We start from the raw sequence: 16795 nt of genomic DNA, 5'->3' as shown, positions 1-16795 counted from the left end.
GGTTAACAGTGGTGCGCTTTCCATGACTGGGGCGCCAGCAGAGAGGGAGATCAGCAATGGCCAAAGGACATTTCATTCGCCTGGGTGACGAGACCACTTGCGGCGGCAAGGTGTTGGAAGCCGACACACGCGTCATGATGTTTGGCATCGCCCATGCTCGTGAAGGCGACCGCGTTTCCTGCGGGAAAAACGACGAAACCTACAAAATCGTGGGAGGCGTCACTTACATCAACAGTCATGGCAGGATCGTGGCGGGCTCGCTGGACAGCTACAGCACCTGCCCGTGCAGAGCCAGGTTGATCCCGTCGGTGTTCAACGCCACGTATGAATCGAGCCACAGTGCTGCGCCCCAGACCACAAGGGCCGCATCCCAACCGACTACACCTCTCGCCGGCAATCCGGCAGCGCCACGATCAGCCGGTTTCGCGTCCGCGTCGAACACTCCCAAGCCAGTGCCCTTGGGCAATGCAGCGGCGCAGGAACCGGGCTTCTACATCGTGCCCAAAAGCACCAGCCGCGAACAGCTCGAAGCCGACTTGTTCACCCTGCGTGACCCGGCGGTGATGGGCAAATTCAAACTACTGAACCCCAACCTGGGCGACGTCAAAGCCGGCTCGATGATCGTGCTGAGCGATCCGTACAACAGCTCCTGCACTTACCAGGAAGCGCAGTTGATGCAGGCCGCGCAACAGGTCAAGGCGGCCCTCGACCCTCTGACGCCAGATGAAGCGGAGTTCATGTTTCGCCACGGCGCTGAAATCGCCAGTTTTACCGGCGACACTTCTACCGTGCTTGGCGTCAGCGCGGCGGTAATGGAGAAACACCTGAGCCGACTGCGCGACACCCTGCAAGCCATGGAACGCCTGCATCAGGAAACCTATCGCCAACATGGCCACCTAAAGTCGCCGCAGTTCTTCGCCGAACGCCAGCGCCTGCTCGCCCAGCTGGATGCCCACCTGCTGAACTCCACTCGCCTTCGCGGCCAGACGACCTTGGGTGATCACCCAAAATTGAAGACGGCCCTTGGCATTTCCAGTCGAAGTTTGGTGCATCACTGGGACAAGGCCGGTGCGCCGGGCCAGATACCAGGTTATGCGACCCATGTGAATGCAATCAGTAGAGCTGCCAAGTATATGGGCACTGGTGGTTACATCGGCATTGGTATCGGCGGGGTTTCTTCGCTGTTGGCCATTCAGGAGGTTTGTGTTGGCGATTCTGGAGCTGCATGCAAGAAGGTTAAGTTTACTGAAGGGGGGAAATTTGTCGGGTCCACCGGTGGTGGTATTTTGGGCGCACGGATAGGCCTCGCTAGCAGTGGTCCGATTTGCCTGGCACTTGGAGTCACTACCGGTATTGGAGGGGTTGTCTGCGTCGCTACATTGGTAGGTGTTGCGGCTTGGGTGGGTTCAACCGATGGTGGTGAAGTTGGGGAAGTATTCGGCGAAGCACTGTATGAGGCCATGCAGCCATGATGAGCAGTTGGCCTGCCTGGGCGGTTTTGATTGTCAATGGCGGGCCAATACTGCTGGGATTCATGAGTTTTGCGTACGCCCTATACTTGAGGCGTCACCTGGATGCCATGATGGAGGCGCTGAAGAACAGTCGCTGTATCAATATTTGGGGGCCAGGGCTGCGGAATCAGGGTTGGTTTGGGGGCTTTCTCTTAGTGACTAAAATTACCGGAGTGGTAATAATGCCAAAAGCGTCAATCCGCATCGGTGAATTGGACCCTGTCGATATTGAAAACTTTCCTCCATATCTCAAACGTCTTCTGCAGATTGATGCCGTGATACTGGTTGGTGGTGCAGTTTGGCTGGTGATTGCATGCTTTTTGGTAAAATTTGATTAACTTGATGGATATGCCAGCCCCAGCATGTATAGGTGGTGTAGCAACCGCGATAGTTGGTGGGGCATGGGCGGAACGACTTATTGTGGTGTAGCCAGTGCGAGCGCTGGTGACATTTTTTATAAAAAATCGCCCCGAATTTTCCAGCGCCGGAAGCCAAACTCCGGCGCAACCTCCGACTCATCCAGGGATCGATCCATGCTCAAGGGACTGTTGCGCCTGGCGCCATACGCTGCGGCGCTGTTCACATTGATTTCTACCGCGCAAGCCGATGATGGCCGGCGCGTGTTCACCGGTACGCTGGGCAAGATGCCGATTGTGGTGGAGCTCAACTCCACACAGCAAGACGAAGTCAGCGGCCGCTACTTCTATGAGAAGTATCACCGCGACTTGGCGCTCAGCGGCTCGTTGCAAGAAAGCACGTTGAACCTTGTTGAAGGCAACAACCGCTATGGTGACGACAAACCGCTGCCATCCTTAAAGCTGAAATCCACCGCCGATGGCTGGCAGGGTGAGTGGCAAAATCCCGAGGGCAAGAAGCTGCCGGTACAACTGACTGAGGCGAAACTTCCTGCGCCGACTTCAACGACGCTGCCGTTTATAGCCACCTTGCCGAAGGACGATCCCTACGAGTATTTGCGCTTACTGGGGCTCAAGCTCAAACCGGGGAAGAAAGAAAACTTCATGGGCTACGACCTGCAATGGTGGACAGAGCCTCAGTCGAAGATTTCGCTGTTCAGCGTAGAGTCCGGCTACACGAAAGAACAGCAGCAGCGCATCAACAACCACCTGTTCGGTCGGCTCTGGACTGAAGTCATTGACTATCACCGCTGCATGATGGATGGCGGGGAATATGCGGAGTTCGATCAAGGTGCTGCCCCGAAGTTTCTCTCGCCCGACGTGGTCAGCCTGGATATCTCCACCGGTTACAGCTGCGGCGGCGCCCATCCGGACTTCGGAAGCTCTCCGATCAATCTGGACGTCCACACCGGTGAGTTGCTGAAACTCAAAGATGTGCTGTGGATCGGTGAAGCCGATAGCGCGAACACCGAATACGATCAGATGAAAGTCATGGCGCCGTGGCTGGTCAAGCAATTCACCGCACTGTATCCGGATGAAATGAAGAAGCCCGCTGAAGACGATGGCGACTGCGATTACACCGATGAAAGCGTCTGGGGTTATTCCAACTGGCACTTCACGCCGAAGGGGATTTATCTGGGAGCTTACTTCGCCCGTTACCAACGTAATTGCGATAACCCTGATTGGCCGGTGCTGCCGTACTCGCTGGTCAACCAGCACCGTGGTGCAGCTAAACTGCAATTGCCCAAAGGCTAGCCGTCACGCCAACCCCCGGCGCTTCCCGCACAATGAAGTGAATGGGCTGACGAGATCGTGCGGCAGGACTGACAACCGCTATCGCCACCTTCTACCAGAGAACCAGGATGTTGATCTTCAATTGCACCGAAGCCGCCAGCAACTTTTTCAGCCGTGTCCACAAGGGCAAGAAAATCACCCCGGTGGAGAAACCGCCGTCGCTCATTATTGAGGACGATACGCCTGACGTGTCAGCCGAACAGTGGCTGGTCCACGCCATCACCGTTCAACGTAAACATGTGCTGTTCGTCATCCATGTGAAAACCCGGTATTGCATGATTTTCGCGGAGGCAAAAAAAGCGGATGTCGAAGGTTTCGTCGATCGTTTTGCCGAGCGTTGGATACACGGCCTGATCCACCATGCGGGCCAGCACGACATCCTTCGCTGGGTCGATGATGAGCCGATGATGGAGCGCTTCCAGGAGAGTTGCCGCGAGTACGTGTTCTACAAACGCGGGCATCGCGGTGCGCAAAAACACCTCAATGAAATTGCCTGGATATTCGAGGATTGCGCCGCCGAATGGGGTACGTTGCCCCCGGATGAATTCGCCGCTGGACGCTTCGACAGCGATATGAACGACACGCCGCGAAGCAGTAAAGGCCAGAAGGACTATTACTACCCTGATGAGGAAATGATCGTTCATTGGTTACGCCGCTACGGCGGCCTTGATGAGGCTCGCATTCAAGCCGCCCGTGAGCGGCGCATGGAAGTGAAGCGGGAGATATGGGCGCTGGAAGATAAGCTTCGGCAAGCGTTCGAGCCATTGCAATAGTGCAGACACTCCCAGACCTTTTGCCGATCAGATCCTCGGGCTCTTGGAAATTGGCCAACAGGCTGTCGGCCAGCTTCATCAACTCAGGATCGGGGAGCACACAATCAGAATCCGCGCATGACCCGTGTTGCTTTCCGCCACCAGGATTCACGCCTATTAAAAGGATCATTCGCCAACACACATGGCATATCCCGCAAACGAATCCACGGTTCATCCTGCCAATGCAACATACAGAGCGACATCTTGGGCCAATCGAGCATGCTCAGCGTTGGACGCTCCACCATTCGCGATGGCCGTGCATCACGCAGCGCAGGCACGACCTGATGCGTTAGCCACTCTCGCAACAATCTGTTCTCGGGGCAGTAGTGGTAAATCAACAACGCATACACCCCTGACTCACTCACCATCAAACGCTCTTTCGCGGCACCATAGAGGTCAATGAGCATCATTTGTCTCTGGTCCGCATCAAGCTTTCTGGTCATGCAGTTACTTTGGACTTCGCTGAGTCGGTAAGCGGTCCCGACACAGAGTTCGATTACTCAGGAATCAACCGTCTGACCTTCTTATAAAGCGAAGCGGTGAACTCCTCACTGTCGCTCGAATGGTGACAGCGACGATGGCAGTTTGGGCACAGCGCTACGGCGTTGGTGACTTGATCCGAGCCTTTTTCGGCGAGCGGCTTAACGTGGTGAACTTCTAGATAAGGCAACCCAAGCTTTTGAAATGGGGCAGGTTCGCCACAGCCATCGCATCGTCCTTCGGCTTCATTTCGCACCCACGCTCGCACCTCGGGGTCACGGACAAAAACTGTGCTTGAGCTCGCCGCTCGTTTCGGTTTCTTAATGCCTTTTGGCGGCTCCTTGATCTTTAGCTTTTGAAGCGCAGCAGCACGACGCTCTAGGGTTTGCTCATCAGCTGTCGGAGCGTTGGGGGCGCCAGACTGAACGCCTCGTTCGGTGAGCGCGACCTGAATTAGCTGTTCAACATTCGAGCCAACATTCTTGGCAGGCTTGTATCCCTTGATGAACTCCCGATCCATCTTCATCAGAACCGTAGAGATGTTCTGCATCCGGAATTCGACGGAGCCTTTGGTGCGGGTGGGTAAAGCTGTTTCGCGTAGAGCAAGATTCACTTCAGTCTTCACGAATTTCTGACCGCTTAGCTCCAGCGCGAGCATCTTAAGATAGGCATCCACCGCGGCCTTGATTTCAGAAACGCTCCAGTCGCTGTCTTTTATCTTTTCGCTCATACAATCGCCGAGGGGTGAAAACCCTCGGACGATACTGAGTGGCCACTACGACTGTCTACGAAATTTCCTACAAGAAATAGCGACAGATCTTGAGGAAGGTCCTACAAGCGCGTCATCGAATGCTTCGGTGACTCAAACACCTGCGCGACTCTCCGCCACCAAGGCTTAGCGACAGTTACTCGCTGCTGCGTGTGGTCGTGCAGCAGGTAAGGCATGTCGCGCAGCCGAATCCAACCTTCATCCTGCCAATGCAACAGACTCAACGACATTTCCGGCCAGTCCAACAAGCTCAACATCGGCCGATCCGAGTTCTTCGATTGATCAGCATCTCGTAGGGCCGGTACGACCTGATGGGTTAGCCATTCGCGCAACAACCGATTTCCGGGTGCGTAGTGATACACCAACAGCGCATACACACCGGACTCACTGAGCATCAGTTGTTTTTGCGTTTGGTGGTAATGCTCAATCCACAATGTGCGGTGCTGGTCTTTGTCCAGTTTGTTGAGCATGCGCTCACTCAAGTGGAACCCCATCAAGCGGCCGATATCGCGGGCACAGAACCATGGTTGGTTTTCAAGGAGGAGGGCGTGGAGTGGGAGGTTATGGCGGTGGAAGACTGTTGATCTGAGAGGATCGGTCATTACCGATCGGTGTGGAGTTTGTGCAGGCATTTCCATTACCTCTACGTTTGAATTTGAAGAGGGCCGGAGCCCAACGTAGAGGACTTAAGAATCCCAACGAAGCTGTTCGTCCACACACGAATGCGCTTACATGCTGGTAGCAGCATGCGTTCTGTGTGATGAGGTTAGCTTCTACGTTGGGCGTTTCTTAGGCACCTGCAGCAGAGATTAAAGTCGCTTTGAATGGTCATCAATGCGGATGTATCTGGAATTGCTGTAGGAGGTTTTGCGACTGCTGAGTAAGCGGGTAGGAGTTTTCCTACTGTCAATAAAAAGCCCCGATCAGATCGGGGCTTTTAGATGTTCGATTTGGCGATTCAAGTCGCTAAATCGTGGCTTGCCAAGGAATCAATCCCAGCTAAGCGCACCACCGGTTTGGTACTCGATTACGCGAGTCTCAAAGAAATTCTTCTCTTTCTTCAAGTCCATGATCTCGCTCATCCAAGGGAACGGGTTAGTCGTCCCTGGATACTCTTCCTTCAAACCGATCTGCGACAGACGACGGTTAGCGATGAACTTCAGATAGTCCTCCATCATCGCCGCATTCATGCCCAGTACCCCACGAGGCATGGTGTCACGAGCGTATTCGATTTCCAGCTGAGTACCTTGCAGAATCATCTGGGTCGCTTCTTCCTTCATTTCAGCATCCCACAAATGTGGGTTTTCGATTTTGATCTGGTTGATCACGTCGATGCCGAAGTTCAGGTGCATGGATTCGTCGCGCAGGATGTATTGGAACTGCTCGGCGACGCCGGTCATTTTGTTGCGCCGGCCCATGGAGAGGATCTGGGTGAAGCCGCAGTAGAAGAAGATGCCTTCCAGGACGCAGTAGTAGGCGATCAGGTTGCGCAGCAACTCTTTGTCGGTTTCGACGGTGCCGGTTTCGAACTTCGGATCGGAGATCGAACGGGTGTATTTCAGGCCCCAGGTGGCTTTTTTCGCGACCGATGGGATCTCGTGGTACATGTTGAAGATCTCGCCTTCATCCATGGCCAGCGATTCGATGCAGTACTGGTAGGCGTGGGTGTGGATCGCCTCTTCGAACGCCTGGCGCAGGATGTACTGGCGGCATTCCGGGTTGGTGATCAGGCGGTACACGGCCAGGACCAGGTTGTTGGCAACCAGGGAGTCGGCGGTGGAGAAGAAGCCGAGGTTGCGCATCACGATGCGGCGCTCGTCGTCGGTCAGGCCTTCCGGGTTTTTCCAGAGGGCGATGTCGGCGGTCATGTTGACTTCTTGCGGCATCCAGTGGTTTGCGCAGCCGTCCAGGTACTTCTGCCAGGCCCAGTCGTACTTGAAAGGTACGAGCTGGTTTAGGTCGGCACGGCAGTTGATCATGCGCTTTTCATCGACAGCGACACGGGCGGAGGCGCCTTCGAGTTCGGCGAGGCCTTCGGCGACGTCGAGGGAATCCAGGGCGGCTTTGGCGCGGGCAACGGCGGCAGAGTCAGCGGCGGTCACGGCACGGGCTTCGAGGGCGGCGGCACCGCCGGCGCTGTCGAGACGGTCCATGTTGGCTTCGGTGGCATGGCCAGCGTTGGCGCTCTTGACTGCTACTTCCGTGTCTTCTTTGTCGAATTCGTCCCAGCTCAGCATGACGTGTCGTCTCCTGCGTGAGGGCCAGTGTGCCCGTGTGAAAATGATCGGTTGGTTTTTCACACGGCGGTGCTGGCCGCGTTGGATAGCGTTTTTTGCAGCGGTACACGCAGGCAAATAAACATAAATTTGTACGGGGTTCCGAGAGCCACTGATGGGCGCAATCGGCATCGAATGCCGTTGCGGGGCTTCAGACTGGCTATTCATCCCTGTAAGGGGATATTGCAGGCCCGTTTAAGGCCGCATTATAGGGAAATTTTCACGGTCGTGGTGGGGCGAATCCGCGCATGGAGCGGTCAAGAGGGCAGGTTTTTCGGTCGGAGCGAGGGTTTACAGGGCTTTGGCGGGTGAAGATTTTTTTTCGCGGAAATGGCGGGGAATGGGTTTTGCTCAAAAAGTGAGCAGAAAAGGGGCTTTTTTACTACATCTTGTGTTTGTGGGCGATTTTTGACCAGTTAAGACACAACTGAGCCCGGCGCGAGCCGGGCTGGAATCGACCTTCAGCGAAGCGCTGGAGAGGCCGGATTCGGCGCAGTCAGATCAGCCGCTGGAGCAGCCGTTACCCATGACGCTGTAGCGCAGGATATGGCGCTGGCCTTTGGAGTCGTCATATTCCATTTTTGCCGGGACAACTTCACACACATTGGGGACTTCGCTCATTGAAATAACTTTGGCGATGTCCAGGTCCATCGAGTAAGTGTAATCCTCGATGGCCGGTTGTTGCTGCGCGACATCAGTCTGGGCCTCGTCTGCCATGGCGGTTGCGCACAGGCTGCTGAGGGCCAGAACCAATAAAGCTTTCATCTAGTGTTTACCTTTTTCAAGTCGAGTGGGGTCACGCAACCTTTTTGGGGTTGCGTGTGGATCGGGCTACTTGGGGTTGGGTTAACTGCCTTCGTGGGGGCTGTAACTTGGTTAACTCAGTTTGCCGGTTGGCGGAGAGAATTTTAGGCGTGGGGGTGGCATTCATATAGGCGTGGTTTTGATAAACACCTTTGACGGATTTTGTAACAATCGGTGGATAGCCTTTGTCTGACGCCCCGTGGTGTGCTCAGGTTTATCGCGAGCAGGCTCGCTCCCACAGGGGTTGTGTGGGATTCGTGCGGGTATCAGGACATTTGGTGTGGGCTTGTTACTACCATCGTCGAATGGTTCTATAGGCCCCGCCCGGGCTACAACAGGGTCATACAAAAACAACTATTCCACCGAGGTAAGAAAGATGAGTGCGGCTTCCCTGTATCCCGTTCGTCCCGAGGTTCTGGCCAACACGCTGACTGACGAGGCGACCTACAAGGCCATGTACCAGCAGTCGGTCGTCAACCCGGACGGATTCTGGCGCGAGCAGGCCAAGCGCCTCGACTGGATCAAGCCTTTCACCACGGTGAAACAGACCTCCTTCGACGATCACCACGTCGACATCAAGTGGTTCGCCGACGGCACCTTGAACGTTTCCTACAACTGCCTGGACCGTCATCTGGCCGAGCGCGGCGATCAGGTCGCGATCATCTGGGAAGGCGATGACCCTTCCGAAAGCCGCAACATCACCTACCGCGAGCTGCACGAACAAGTCTGCAAGTTCGCCAACGCCCTGCGTGGCCAGGACGTGCACCGCGGCGATGTGGTGACCATCTATATGCCGATGATCCCCGAAGCCGTGGTCGCCATGCTGGCCTGTACCCGGATCGGCGCGATTCACTCGGTGGTGTTCGGTGGTTTCTCGCCGGAGGCCCTGGCTGGTCGCATCATCGACTGCAAGTCGAAAGTGGTGATCACCGCCGACGAAGGCATTCGTGCCGGCAAGAAGATTCCGCTCAAGGCCAACGTTGACGACGCCCTGACCAACCCGGAAACCAGCAGCATCCAGAAAGTCATCGTGTGCCAGCGCACCGGTGGCAACATCAAGTGGAACCAGCACCGCGACATCTGGTACGAAGACCTGATGAAAGTGGCGGGCACCGTTTGCGCACCTAAAGAGATGGGTGCTGAAGAGGCGCTGTTCATCCTCTACACCTCCGGCTCCACCGGCAAGCCGAAGGGCGTCCAGCACACCACCGGCGGCTACCTGTTGTACGCGGCCATGACCCACGAGCGCGTGTTCGACTACCGTCCGGGTGAAGTCTACTGGTGCACCGCCGACGTCGGCTGGGTCACCGGCCACACTTACATCGTCTATGGTCCGCTGGCCAATGGCGCGACCACGCTGTTGTTCGAAGGCGTGCCGAACTATCCGGACATCACCCGGGTGGCGAAGATCGTCGACAAGCACAAGGTCAACATCCTCTACACCGCCCCGACCGCCATTCGCGCCATGATGGCCGCGGGTACGGCTGCCGTTGAAGGCGCCGATGGCAGCAGCCTGCGCCTGCTGGGCTCGGTGGGCGAGCCGATCAACCCGGAAGCCTGGGACTGGTACTACAAGAATGTCGGCCAATCCCGTTGCCCGATCGTCGACACCTGGTGGCAGACCGAGACCGGCGCGACCCTGATGAGCCCGCTGCCAGGCGCCCATGGCTTGAAGCCGGGTTCCGCGGCGCGTCCGTTCTTCGGCGTGGTGCCGGCGTTGGTGGATAACCTGGGCAACATCATCGAAGGCGAGGCCGAGGGCAACCTGGTGATTCTCGATTCGTGGCCAGGCCAGGCGCGTACCCTGTATGGCGATCACGACCGTTTCGTCGACACCTACTTCAAGACCTTCCGTGGCATGTACTTCACCGGTGACGGCGCCCGTCGCGATGCCGATGGTTACTACTGGATCACTGGCCGCGTGGATGACGTGCTCAACGTGTCCGGTCACCGCATGGGCACCGCCGAGATCGAAAGCGCGATGGTCGCCCACCCGAAAGTCGCTGAAGCGGCGGTGGTTGGCGTGCCGCACGACATCAAGGGGCAGGGCATCTATGTCTATGTCACCTTGAAAAATGGTGAGGAGCCGAGCGAGCAACTGCGCCTGGAGCTGAAGAACTGGGTGCGCAAGGAGATCGGTCCGATTGCTTCGCCGGATGTGATCCAGTGGGCGCCGGGGCTGCCGAAGACTCGCTCGGGCAAGATCATGCGGCGGATTCTGCGCAAGATTGCGACGGCGGAATACGATGCGTTGGGGGATATTTCCACCCTGGCGGATCCGGGTGTGGTGCAGCATTTGATTGATACGCACAGGACGATGAATGTTGCTTAAGTAGCGTTCAGCGTCATCGAAGCCCTGCCAGGTGTTGAGCCTGGTGGGGCTTTTTGTTGCCTGGAGTTTTTGTGGTGGCTGTGCGGGCCTCTTCGCGGGCAAGGCCGCTCCTACAGGGGCTATGGAGTGTTCGCGATCTGTGTCACACCATGGAAACCTGTGGGAGCGGGCTTGCTCGCGAAGGGGCCAGAACAGCCACCGCATAAACAACAGCCAATAATTATCGGCTTCCCCTGTGGGATGTTTCCTACTGTTACCTGCGACTTTTCAGGTTACTGAATGTGTAACCGCCATGCGCCGATTCGGGGTATTGGGAAACGCCAAGGCCCCTCGGATGCTCCCGCAAAAAATAAGAAGCCACGCTGCGCTTGCCGGATAAGAAGGCTTTGCCAATAATAGGCCCGCAACTTGCAATACAGATCGGTTTACCGTCTTTTGCTCTCGCATGAATTTGCAGGGCTGTCAACGTGCTCGAACGGCTTTCTCGGTGCATCTGTAACTAGTTGTCGCATTGAAGAAATATCGGCTCCGGGCCTGTCGTTAGAATGCCGATCACTCGCTCGTCGTTGCCTGTGTTGAATTTAAACACCCGCATCCCAGGACGCAGCAACGCTTTCCGGTTCCACTCATTCGCATATTGGGCTGTCGCTCACTCTGCCGTTTTAGCCCTTTACCGATGGAGTCCCAAGATGAAGAAACTCGTGCTGCTTGGCGCCCTGGCAATGTCCTGCGTGCTGTCCCTGCCAACCTTCGCCGATGAAAAACCCCTGAAGATCGGTATCGAAGCGGCTTACCCTCCGTTCGCTTCGAAAGCGCCGGACGGCAGCATCGTCGGTTTCGACTACGACATCGGTAACGCCCTGTGCGAAGAGATGAAGGTCAAGTGCGTGTGGGTCGAGCAAGAGTTCGACGGCCTGATCCCGGCACTGAAAGTGCGCAAGATCGACGCGATCCTGTCGTCCATGTCGATCACTGAAGACCGCAAGAAGTCCGTGGACTTCACCAACAAGTACTACAACACCCCGGCTCGCCTGGTCATGAAGGAAGGCACTCAGGTCAGCGAAGGCCTGGCCGAGCTCAAGGGCAAGAACATCGGCGTGCAGCGTGGTTCGATCCACGAGCGTTTCGCCCGCGAAGTCCTGGCCCCGCTGGGTGCCGAGATCAAGCCATACGGTTCGCAGAACGAAATTTACCTCGACGTGGCCGCCGGCCGCCTCGACGGCACCGTGGCAGACGCTACGCTGCTGGATGACGGTTTCCTGAAAACCGACGCCGGTAAAGGTTTCGCGTTCGTCGGTCCTGCGTTCACCGACGTCAAGTACTTCGGCGACGGCGTAGGTATCGCGGTTCGCAAGGGTGACGCGCTGAAAGACAAGATCAACACCGCGATCACGGCCATCCGCGACAACGGCAAGTACAAGCAAATCCAGGACAAGTACTTCGCCTTCGATATTTACGGCAAGTAACACGACAAGTCCGAAATGGCGCAAGCAGCAGGTTTTCTGAGGTTTGCGCCATTTTTTCATCCCAACTTTCGAGGACCTGAATCATGTTGAAAGGCTACGGGGCTGTCATCCTCGATGGCGCTTGGCTGACGCTTCAGCTCGCCTTGTCGTCCATGGCCCTGGCCATTGTCCTGGGCCTGATCGGCGTGGCACTGCGTCTGTCGCCGGTGCGCTGGCTGGCCTGGCTGGGCGACCTGTATTCCACGGTGATCCGCGGCATTCCCGACCTGGTGCTGATCCTGCTTATTTTCTACGGCGGCCAGGACCTGCTCAACCGCGTCGCGCCGCTGCTCGGTTTTGACGACTACATCGACCTCAATCCCCTGGCCGCCGGTATCGGCACCCTGGGCTTTATCTTCGGTGCGTACCTGTCGGAAACCTTCCGTGGCGCGTTCATGGCGATCCCCAAGGGGCAGGCTGAGGCGGGCATGGCCTACGGCATGAGCAGCTTCCAGGTGTTCTTCCGGGTATTGGTGCCGCAGATGATTCGCCTGGCGATTCCGGGTTTCACCAACAACTGGCTGGTGCTGACCAAGGCCACCGCGCTGATTTCGGTGGTCGGCCTGCAAGACATGATGTTCAAGGCCAAGCAGGCGGCAGATGCTACCCGCGAGCCATTCACCTTCTTCCTCGCAGTGGCGGCGATGTACCTGGTGATCACCAGTGTCTCGTTGCTGGCATTGCGTCACCTCGAGAAGCGCTACTCGGTAGGCGTAAGGGCGGCTGAGCTATGATCTTCGACTACAACGTCATCTGGGAGGCCTTGCCGCTGTACTTCGGCGGCCTGGTGACCACCCTTAAATTGCTCGCGCTGTCGCTGTTTTTCGGCCTGTTGTGTGCGCTGCCGCTGGGCCTGATGCGCGTGTCGAAGAACCCGGTCGTCAACATGTCGGCCTGGCTCTACACCTACGTGATCCGCGGTACGCCGATGCTGGTGCAGCTGTTTTTGATCTACTACGGTCTGGCGCAGTTCGAAGCGGTGCGTGAAAGTTTCCTCTGGCCGTGGTTGTCCAGCGCGACCTTCTGTGCCTGCCTGGCGTTTGCCATCAACACCAGCGCCTACACCGCCGAAATCATCGCCGGCAGCCTGCGTGCCACGCCGAACGGCGAGATTGAAGCGGCCAAGGCCATGGGCATGTCACGCTTCAAGATGTACAAGCGCATCCTGCTGCCATCGGCCCTGCGCCGGGCACTGCCGCAGTACAGCAACGAAGTGATCATGATGCTGCAGACCACGAGTCTGGCGTCCATCGTGACCCTGATCGACATCACCGGTGCCGCGCGCACGGTCAACGCCCAGTACTACCTGCCGTTCGAGGCGTACATCACCGCCGGCGTGTTCTACCTGTGCCTGACCTTCATCCTGGTGAAGCTGTTCAAGATGGCCGAGCGCCGCTGGCTGGGCTACCTGGCCCCGCGGAAGCACTGATATGGAACGCATCGATCATGTTTTGCCGTGGAGTCACCTGGGCAGCGAACGCCAGATTTCGGTGTTCCGTTTTGGCCAGGGCGAGCGCAAGGCCTACATCCAGGCCAGCCTGCACGCCGATGAGCTGCCGGGCATGCGCACCGCCTGGGCACTGAAAAAGCGCCTGGCTGAACTCGAAGCCCAGGGCTTGCTCAACGGCGTGATCGAGCTGGTGCCGGTGGCCAATCCACTGGGGCTCGGTCAGTTGCTGCAGGGTAATCATCAAGGGCGTTTCGAGGCGGGCAGCGGCAAGAATTTCAACCGCGATTTCGTCGAGCTGAGCGCGCCAGTGGCCGCTGAGCTTGCCGGCCATCTGGGCGATGACCCGCACGCCAATATCCAGTTGATCCGTCAGGCAATGAGCGATCATCTGGCCGCACTGCCACCGGCCAGCAGCCAGTTGCAGGGCATGCAGCGCATCCTGCTCAGCCATGCCTGCACTGCCGATGTGGTGCTGGACCTGCATTGCGATGCCGAAGCGGCGCTGCACATGTACGCCTTGCCGCAGCACTGGCCGCAGTGGCGTTCGCTGGCCGCGCACCTGAATGTTCGGGTTGGCTTGCTGGCGGAAGACTCCGGCGGCAGCTCCTTCGACGAAGCCTGTTCGCTGCCGTGGTTGCGCTTGTCGCGTCTGTTCCCGGATGCGCAAATTCCCTTGGCGTGCCTGGCGACTACCCTGGAACTGGGCGGTCAGGCCGACACCGGTCGCGCTGAGACCGAGGCTTACGCCGAAGGCATTCTGGCGTTCCTCGCCGAGCAGGGGTTGATCAGCGGTGACTGGCCGCAACCTGCTCAGGAAGCCTGCGAAGGCCTGCCGTTCGAAGGCACCGAATTACTGTTCGCGCCGCACCCTGGTGTGGTGAGTTTCCTGCGCCAGCCCGGTGAATGGGTTGAGGCGGGTGACGAGATTTTCGAAGTGATCGATCCGCTGGCGGATCGGGTCAGCACGGTGTGTGCTGGTACGTCCGGGGTGCTGTTTGCCATTGAACGGCTGCGTTACGCCCAACCCGGTTTCTGGCTGGCCAAGGTGGCGGGGCGCGAAGCGCTGCGTCACGGGCGCTTGCTCAACGACTGACTGACTGTTTTTGTGAGAACCGACCGCATGTACAAGCTTGAAGTCCAAGACCTGCATAAACGCTATGGCAGTCACGAAGTGCTCAAGGGCGTGTCCCTGAAGGCGGCGGCTGGCGATGTGATCAGCATCATCGGCTCCAGTGGCTCCGGCAAAAGTACCTTCCTGCGCTGCATCAACCTGCTGGAGCAGCCGCACGCGGGCAGGATCCTGCTCAACAACGAAGAGCTGAAGCTGGTGGCGAACAAAGACGGCGCGATGAAAGCTGCCGACCCGAAACAGCTGCAACGCATGCGTTCGCGCCTGTCGATGGTGTTCCAGCATTTCAACCTGTGGTCGCACATGACCGCACTGGAAAACATCATGGAAGCGCCGGTGCATGTACTGGGCGTGTCCAAGGCCGAGGCCCGCGAGAAAGCCGAGCACTACCTGAACAAGGTTGGCGTGGCGCATCGCAAGGATGCCTACCCGGGCCACATGTCCGGCGGCGAGCAGCAGCGCGTGGCGATTGCCCGTGCCCTGGCGATGGAGCCTGAGGTGATGCTGTTCGACGAACCGACCTCGGCACTCGACCCGGAGCTGGTTGGCGACGTGCTGAAAGTCATGCAGGCCCTGGCCCAGGAAGGCCGGACCATGGTCGTGGTGACCCACGAAATGGGCTTCGCCCGTGAAGTGTCGAACCAGTTGGTGTTCCTGCACAAAGGTGTGGTCGAAGAGAGCGGCAACCCGCGTGAGGTGCTGGTTAATCCACAGTCCGAGCGCTTGCAACAATTCCTGTCCGGCAGCTTGAAATAATCAAGGCTGCCGTTGTGTACCTTGTAGGAGCTGCCGAAGGCTGCGATCTTTTGATGTTGATTGTTCACGTCAAAAGATCGCAGCCTCGTTTCACTCGACAGCTCCTACAGGGATCTGTGTAGGTTTTGTGATTTGCGTTCATTTACGGGCTAGCATTGGCCCATGCCTTCATCACTGTTTTTCGCTTCGGATTGCCCACCATGACTGCCCATCGAATTGGTTTCCTGATTTGGCCCAGCACTAAAGCACTGACGCTGGCGCTGGCTGAGGAGGCCTTGCGAGTTGCCCAGCGTGTGCACCCGGACGTGGTCTACGAACTGTCCTTCCTGCAGGCCGAACCACCGAGCGAAAGCGCCTGGCAATTGCCCGGTGAAGCCTGGACCGGCAAGCTGGAAAACTTCCAGAAACTGTTCCTGCTCGCTGACGAGCCGCCGACCAGTCTCGCGCCGGCGTTGAGCAGTGCGCTCAAGCAGCTGGTGCGTGCCGGTTGCGTGATCGGCGGGCTGTCGGCCGGTGTTTATCCGTTGGCGCAACTGGGCTTGCTCGACGGTTACCGCGCCGCCGTGCACTGGCGCTGGCAGGATGATTTCGCCGAGCGCTTTCCGAAAGTCATCGCCACCAGCCATCTGTTCGATTGGGATCGCGATCGCCTGACTGCGTGTGGCGGCATGTCGGTGCTGGACTTGCTGCTGGCGGTACTGGCCCGCGATCACGGCGCCGAACTGGCCGGTGCGGTGTCGGAAGAGCTGGTGGTCGAGCGTATTCGCGAGGGCGGTGAGCGCCAGCGCATTCCACTGCAGAACCGCCTCGGCTCCAGCCATCCCAAGCTCACCCAGGCGGTGTTGCTGATGGAGGCCAATATCGAAGAACCGCTGACCACCGACGAAATCGCCCAGCATGTGTGCGTGTCCCGTCGGCAATTGGAGCGGATCTTCAAGCAATACCTCAACCGCGTGCCGAGCCAGTACTATCTGGAACTGCGCCTGAACAAGGCCCGGCAGATGTTGATGCAGACCAGCAAGTCGATCATCCAGATCGGCCTGTCCTGTGGCTTCTCCTCGGGGCCGCATTTCTCCAGCGCCTACCGCAATTTCTTCGGCGCCACGCCGCGCGAAGATCGCAACCAGCGGCGCAGCAGCAGCCCGTTCGAATTGTCGTCGGTACCCTCCGAACGCGGTTAACCCCAGCGCCAGCACCATCCCCTGTAGGAGCTGCCGCAGGCTGCGATCTTTTGATCTTCAAAATCAAGATCAAAAGATCGC

15 protein-coding genes and 1 pseudogene are annotated in these 16795 nt (G+C 57.7%); 11 read left to right on the top strand and 5 right to left on the bottom strand.

Features of this window, described 5'->3' with window-relative positions; all coding sequences use genetic code 11:
- The first annotated feature begins 56 nt into the window (after positions 1-56).
- The 4 genes from SOP85_RS29420 (at position 57) to SOP85_RS29405 (ending at position 3993) form a co-directional block, all read left to right on the top strand.
- A complete protein-coding gene (locus SOP85_RS29420; RefSeq protein ID WP_323629181.1) occupies positions 57-1472 on the top strand; it encodes a PAAR domain-containing protein in 1416 nt (471 codons plus the stop codon).
- Positions 1469-1849, top strand: coding sequence for a hypothetical protein (locus tag SOP85_RS29415; RefSeq protein WP_323629180.1), 381 nt, complete (start codon positions 1469-1471; stop codon positions 1847-1849). Before SOP85_RS29420 ends, SOP85_RS29415 begins: the two co-directional genes overlap by 4 nt.
- Positions 1850-2044: 195 nt before the next feature.
- Positions 2045-3181, top strand: coding sequence for a hypothetical protein (locus SOP85_RS29410; protein WP_323629183.1), 1137 nt, complete (start codon positions 2045-2047; stop codon positions 3179-3181).
- A gap of 107 nt (positions 3182-3288) precedes the next feature.
- Complete coding sequence (locus SOP85_RS29405; RefSeq protein ID WP_323609285.1) at positions 3289-3993, top strand: DUF6933 domain-containing protein; 705 nt, start codon at positions 3289-3291, stop codon at positions 3991-3993.
- A 104-nt stretch (positions 3994-4097) separates the two neighbouring features.
- On the opposite strand, the pseudogene SOP85_RS29400 reads toward SOP85_RS29405, so the two are convergent.
- The 5 genes and pseudogenes from SOP85_RS29400 to SOP85_RS29380 form a co-directional block, all read right to left on the bottom strand.
- Positions 4098-4475: pseudogene (locus SOP85_RS29400) on the bottom strand (BRO-N domain-containing protein); the annotation flags it as partial.
- A 53-nt stretch (positions 4476-4528) separates the two neighbouring features.
- Entirely contained in the window at positions 4529-5242 is a 714-nt protein-coding gene (locus SOP85_RS29395) for an HNH endonuclease (RefSeq protein ID WP_274077883.1), read from the bottom strand.
- Between the two features lie 101 nt (positions 5243-5343).
- Positions 5344-5883, bottom strand: coding sequence for a BRO-N domain-containing protein (locus SOP85_RS29390; protein ID WP_323629179.1), 540 nt, complete (start codon positions 5881-5883; stop codon positions 5344-5346).
- 387 nt (positions 5884-6270) lie between these two features.
- Positions 6271-7518 (bottom strand): ribonucleotide-diphosphate reductase subunit beta, encoded by a 1248-nt coding sequence (locus tag SOP85_RS29385; protein WP_075945352.1) that lies wholly within the window; start codon positions 7516-7518, stop codon positions 6271-6273.
- A gap of 540 nt (positions 7519-8058) precedes the next feature.
- Positions 8059-8322, bottom strand: a complete 264-nt coding sequence (locus SOP85_RS29380; protein WP_274077885.1) for a DUF2790 domain-containing protein — start codon at positions 8320-8322, stop codon at positions 8059-8061.
- 415 nt (positions 8323-8737) lie between these two features.
- On the opposite strand from SOP85_RS29380, the gene acs reads away from it, so the two are divergent.
- From acs to argR, 7 genes are all read left to right on the top strand, one after another.
- Complete coding sequence (gene acs / locus SOP85_RS29375) at positions 8738-10693, top strand: acetate--CoA ligase (RefSeq protein ID WP_274077886.1); 1956 nt, start codon at positions 8738-8740, stop codon at positions 10691-10693.
- A 689-nt stretch (positions 10694-11382) separates the two neighbouring features.
- Positions 11383-12159, top strand: a complete 777-nt coding sequence (locus SOP85_RS29370; RefSeq protein WP_274077887.1) for an ABC transporter substrate-binding protein — start codon at positions 11383-11385, stop codon at positions 12157-12159.
- Positions 12160-12242: 83 nt separating this feature from the next.
- Positions 12243-12932: an ABC transporter permease gene (locus SOP85_RS29365; protein WP_274077888.1), complete on the top strand. Its 690-nt coding sequence runs from the start codon at positions 12243-12245 to the stop codon at positions 12930-12932.
- The gene (locus SOP85_RS29360) at positions 12929-13627 is read left to right on the top strand and encodes an ABC transporter permease (RefSeq protein ID WP_274077889.1); all 699 of its coding nucleotides are present in this window, start codon (positions 12929-12931) and stop codon (positions 13625-13627) included. The genes SOP85_RS29365 and SOP85_RS29360 overlap by 4 nt, the downstream gene beginning before the upstream one ends.
- A gap of 1 nt (position 13628) precedes the next feature.
- Positions 13629-14741 (top strand): M14 family metallopeptidase, encoded by a 1113-nt coding sequence (locus tag SOP85_RS29355; protein ID WP_323629178.1) that lies wholly within the window; start codon positions 13629-13631, stop codon positions 14739-14741.
- A 27-nt stretch (positions 14742-14768) separates the two neighbouring features.
- Positions 14769-15533: an ABC transporter ATP-binding protein gene (locus tag SOP85_RS29350; RefSeq protein WP_034151461.1), complete on the top strand. Its 765-nt coding sequence runs from the start codon at positions 14769-14771 to the stop codon at positions 15531-15533.
- A gap of 200 nt (positions 15534-15733) precedes the next feature.
- Positions 15734-16714, top strand: coding sequence for a transcriptional regulator ArgR (gene argR / locus SOP85_RS29345; protein WP_323629177.1), 981 nt, complete (start codon positions 15734-15736; stop codon positions 16712-16714).
- Positions 16715-16795: the final 81 nt, after the last annotated feature.

It is taken from the genome of Pseudomonas sp. YuFO20 (assembly GCF_035064975.1).
Lineage (GTDB): Bacteria > Pseudomonadota > Gammaproteobacteria > Pseudomonadales > Pseudomonadaceae > Aquipseudomonas > Aquipseudomonas putida_AE.
Note: the sequence above shows the minus strand (reverse complement) of the source record. Positions and strands in the feature narration are given on the sequence as shown.

Coding starts and splice junctions, on each gene's coding strand:
- argR (WP_323629177.1), top strand. CDS start 15,734: ATGACTGCCCATCGAATTGGTTTCCTGATTTGGCCCAGCACTAAAGCA.
- SOP85_RS29390 (WP_323629179.1), bottom strand. CDS start 5,883: ATGACCGATCCTCTCAGATCAACAGTCTTCCACCGCCATAACCTCCCA.
- SOP85_RS29420 (WP_323629181.1), top strand. CDS start 57: ATGGCCAAAGGACATTTCATTCGCCTGGGTGACGAGACCACTTGCGGC.
- SOP85_RS29355 (WP_323629178.1), top strand. CDS start 13,629: ATGGAACGCATCGATCATGTTTTGCCGTGGAGTCACCTGGGCAGCGAA.
- acs (WP_274077886.1), top strand. CDS start 8,738: ATGAGTGCGGCTTCCCTGTATCCCGTTCGTCCCGAGGTTCTGGCCAAC.
- SOP85_RS29350 (WP_034151461.1), top strand. CDS start 14,769: ATGTACAAGCTTGAAGTCCAAGACCTGCATAAACGCTATGGCAGTCAC.
- SOP85_RS29385 (WP_075945352.1), bottom strand. CDS start 7,518: ATGCTGAGCTGGGACGAATTCGACAAAGAAGACACGGAAGTAGCAGTC.
- SOP85_RS29365 (WP_274077888.1), top strand. CDS start 12,243: ATGTTGAAAGGCTACGGGGCTGTCATCCTCGATGGCGCTTGGCTGACG.
- SOP85_RS29360 (WP_274077889.1), top strand. CDS start 12,929: ATGATCTTCGACTACAACGTCATCTGGGAGGCCTTGCCGCTGTACTTC.
- SOP85_RS29380 (WP_274077885.1), bottom strand. CDS start 8,322: ATGAAAGCTTTATTGGTTCTGGCCCTCAGCAGCCTGTGCGCAACCGCC.
- SOP85_RS29410 (WP_323629183.1), top strand. CDS start 2,045: ATGCTCAAGGGACTGTTGCGCCTGGCGCCATACGCTGCGGCGCTGTTC.
- SOP85_RS29370 (WP_274077887.1), top strand. CDS start 11,383: ATGAAGAAACTCGTGCTGCTTGGCGCCCTGGCAATGTCCTGCGTGCTG.
- SOP85_RS29405 (WP_323609285.1), top strand. CDS start 3,289: ATGTTGATCTTCAATTGCACCGAAGCCGCCAGCAACTTTTTCAGCCGT.
- SOP85_RS29395 (WP_274077883.1), bottom strand. CDS start 5,242: ATGAGCGAAAAGATAAAAGACAGCGACTGGAGCGTTTCTGAAATCAAG.
- SOP85_RS29415 (WP_323629180.1), top strand. CDS start 1,469: ATGATGAGCAGTTGGCCTGCCTGGGCGGTTTTGATTGTCAATGGCGGG.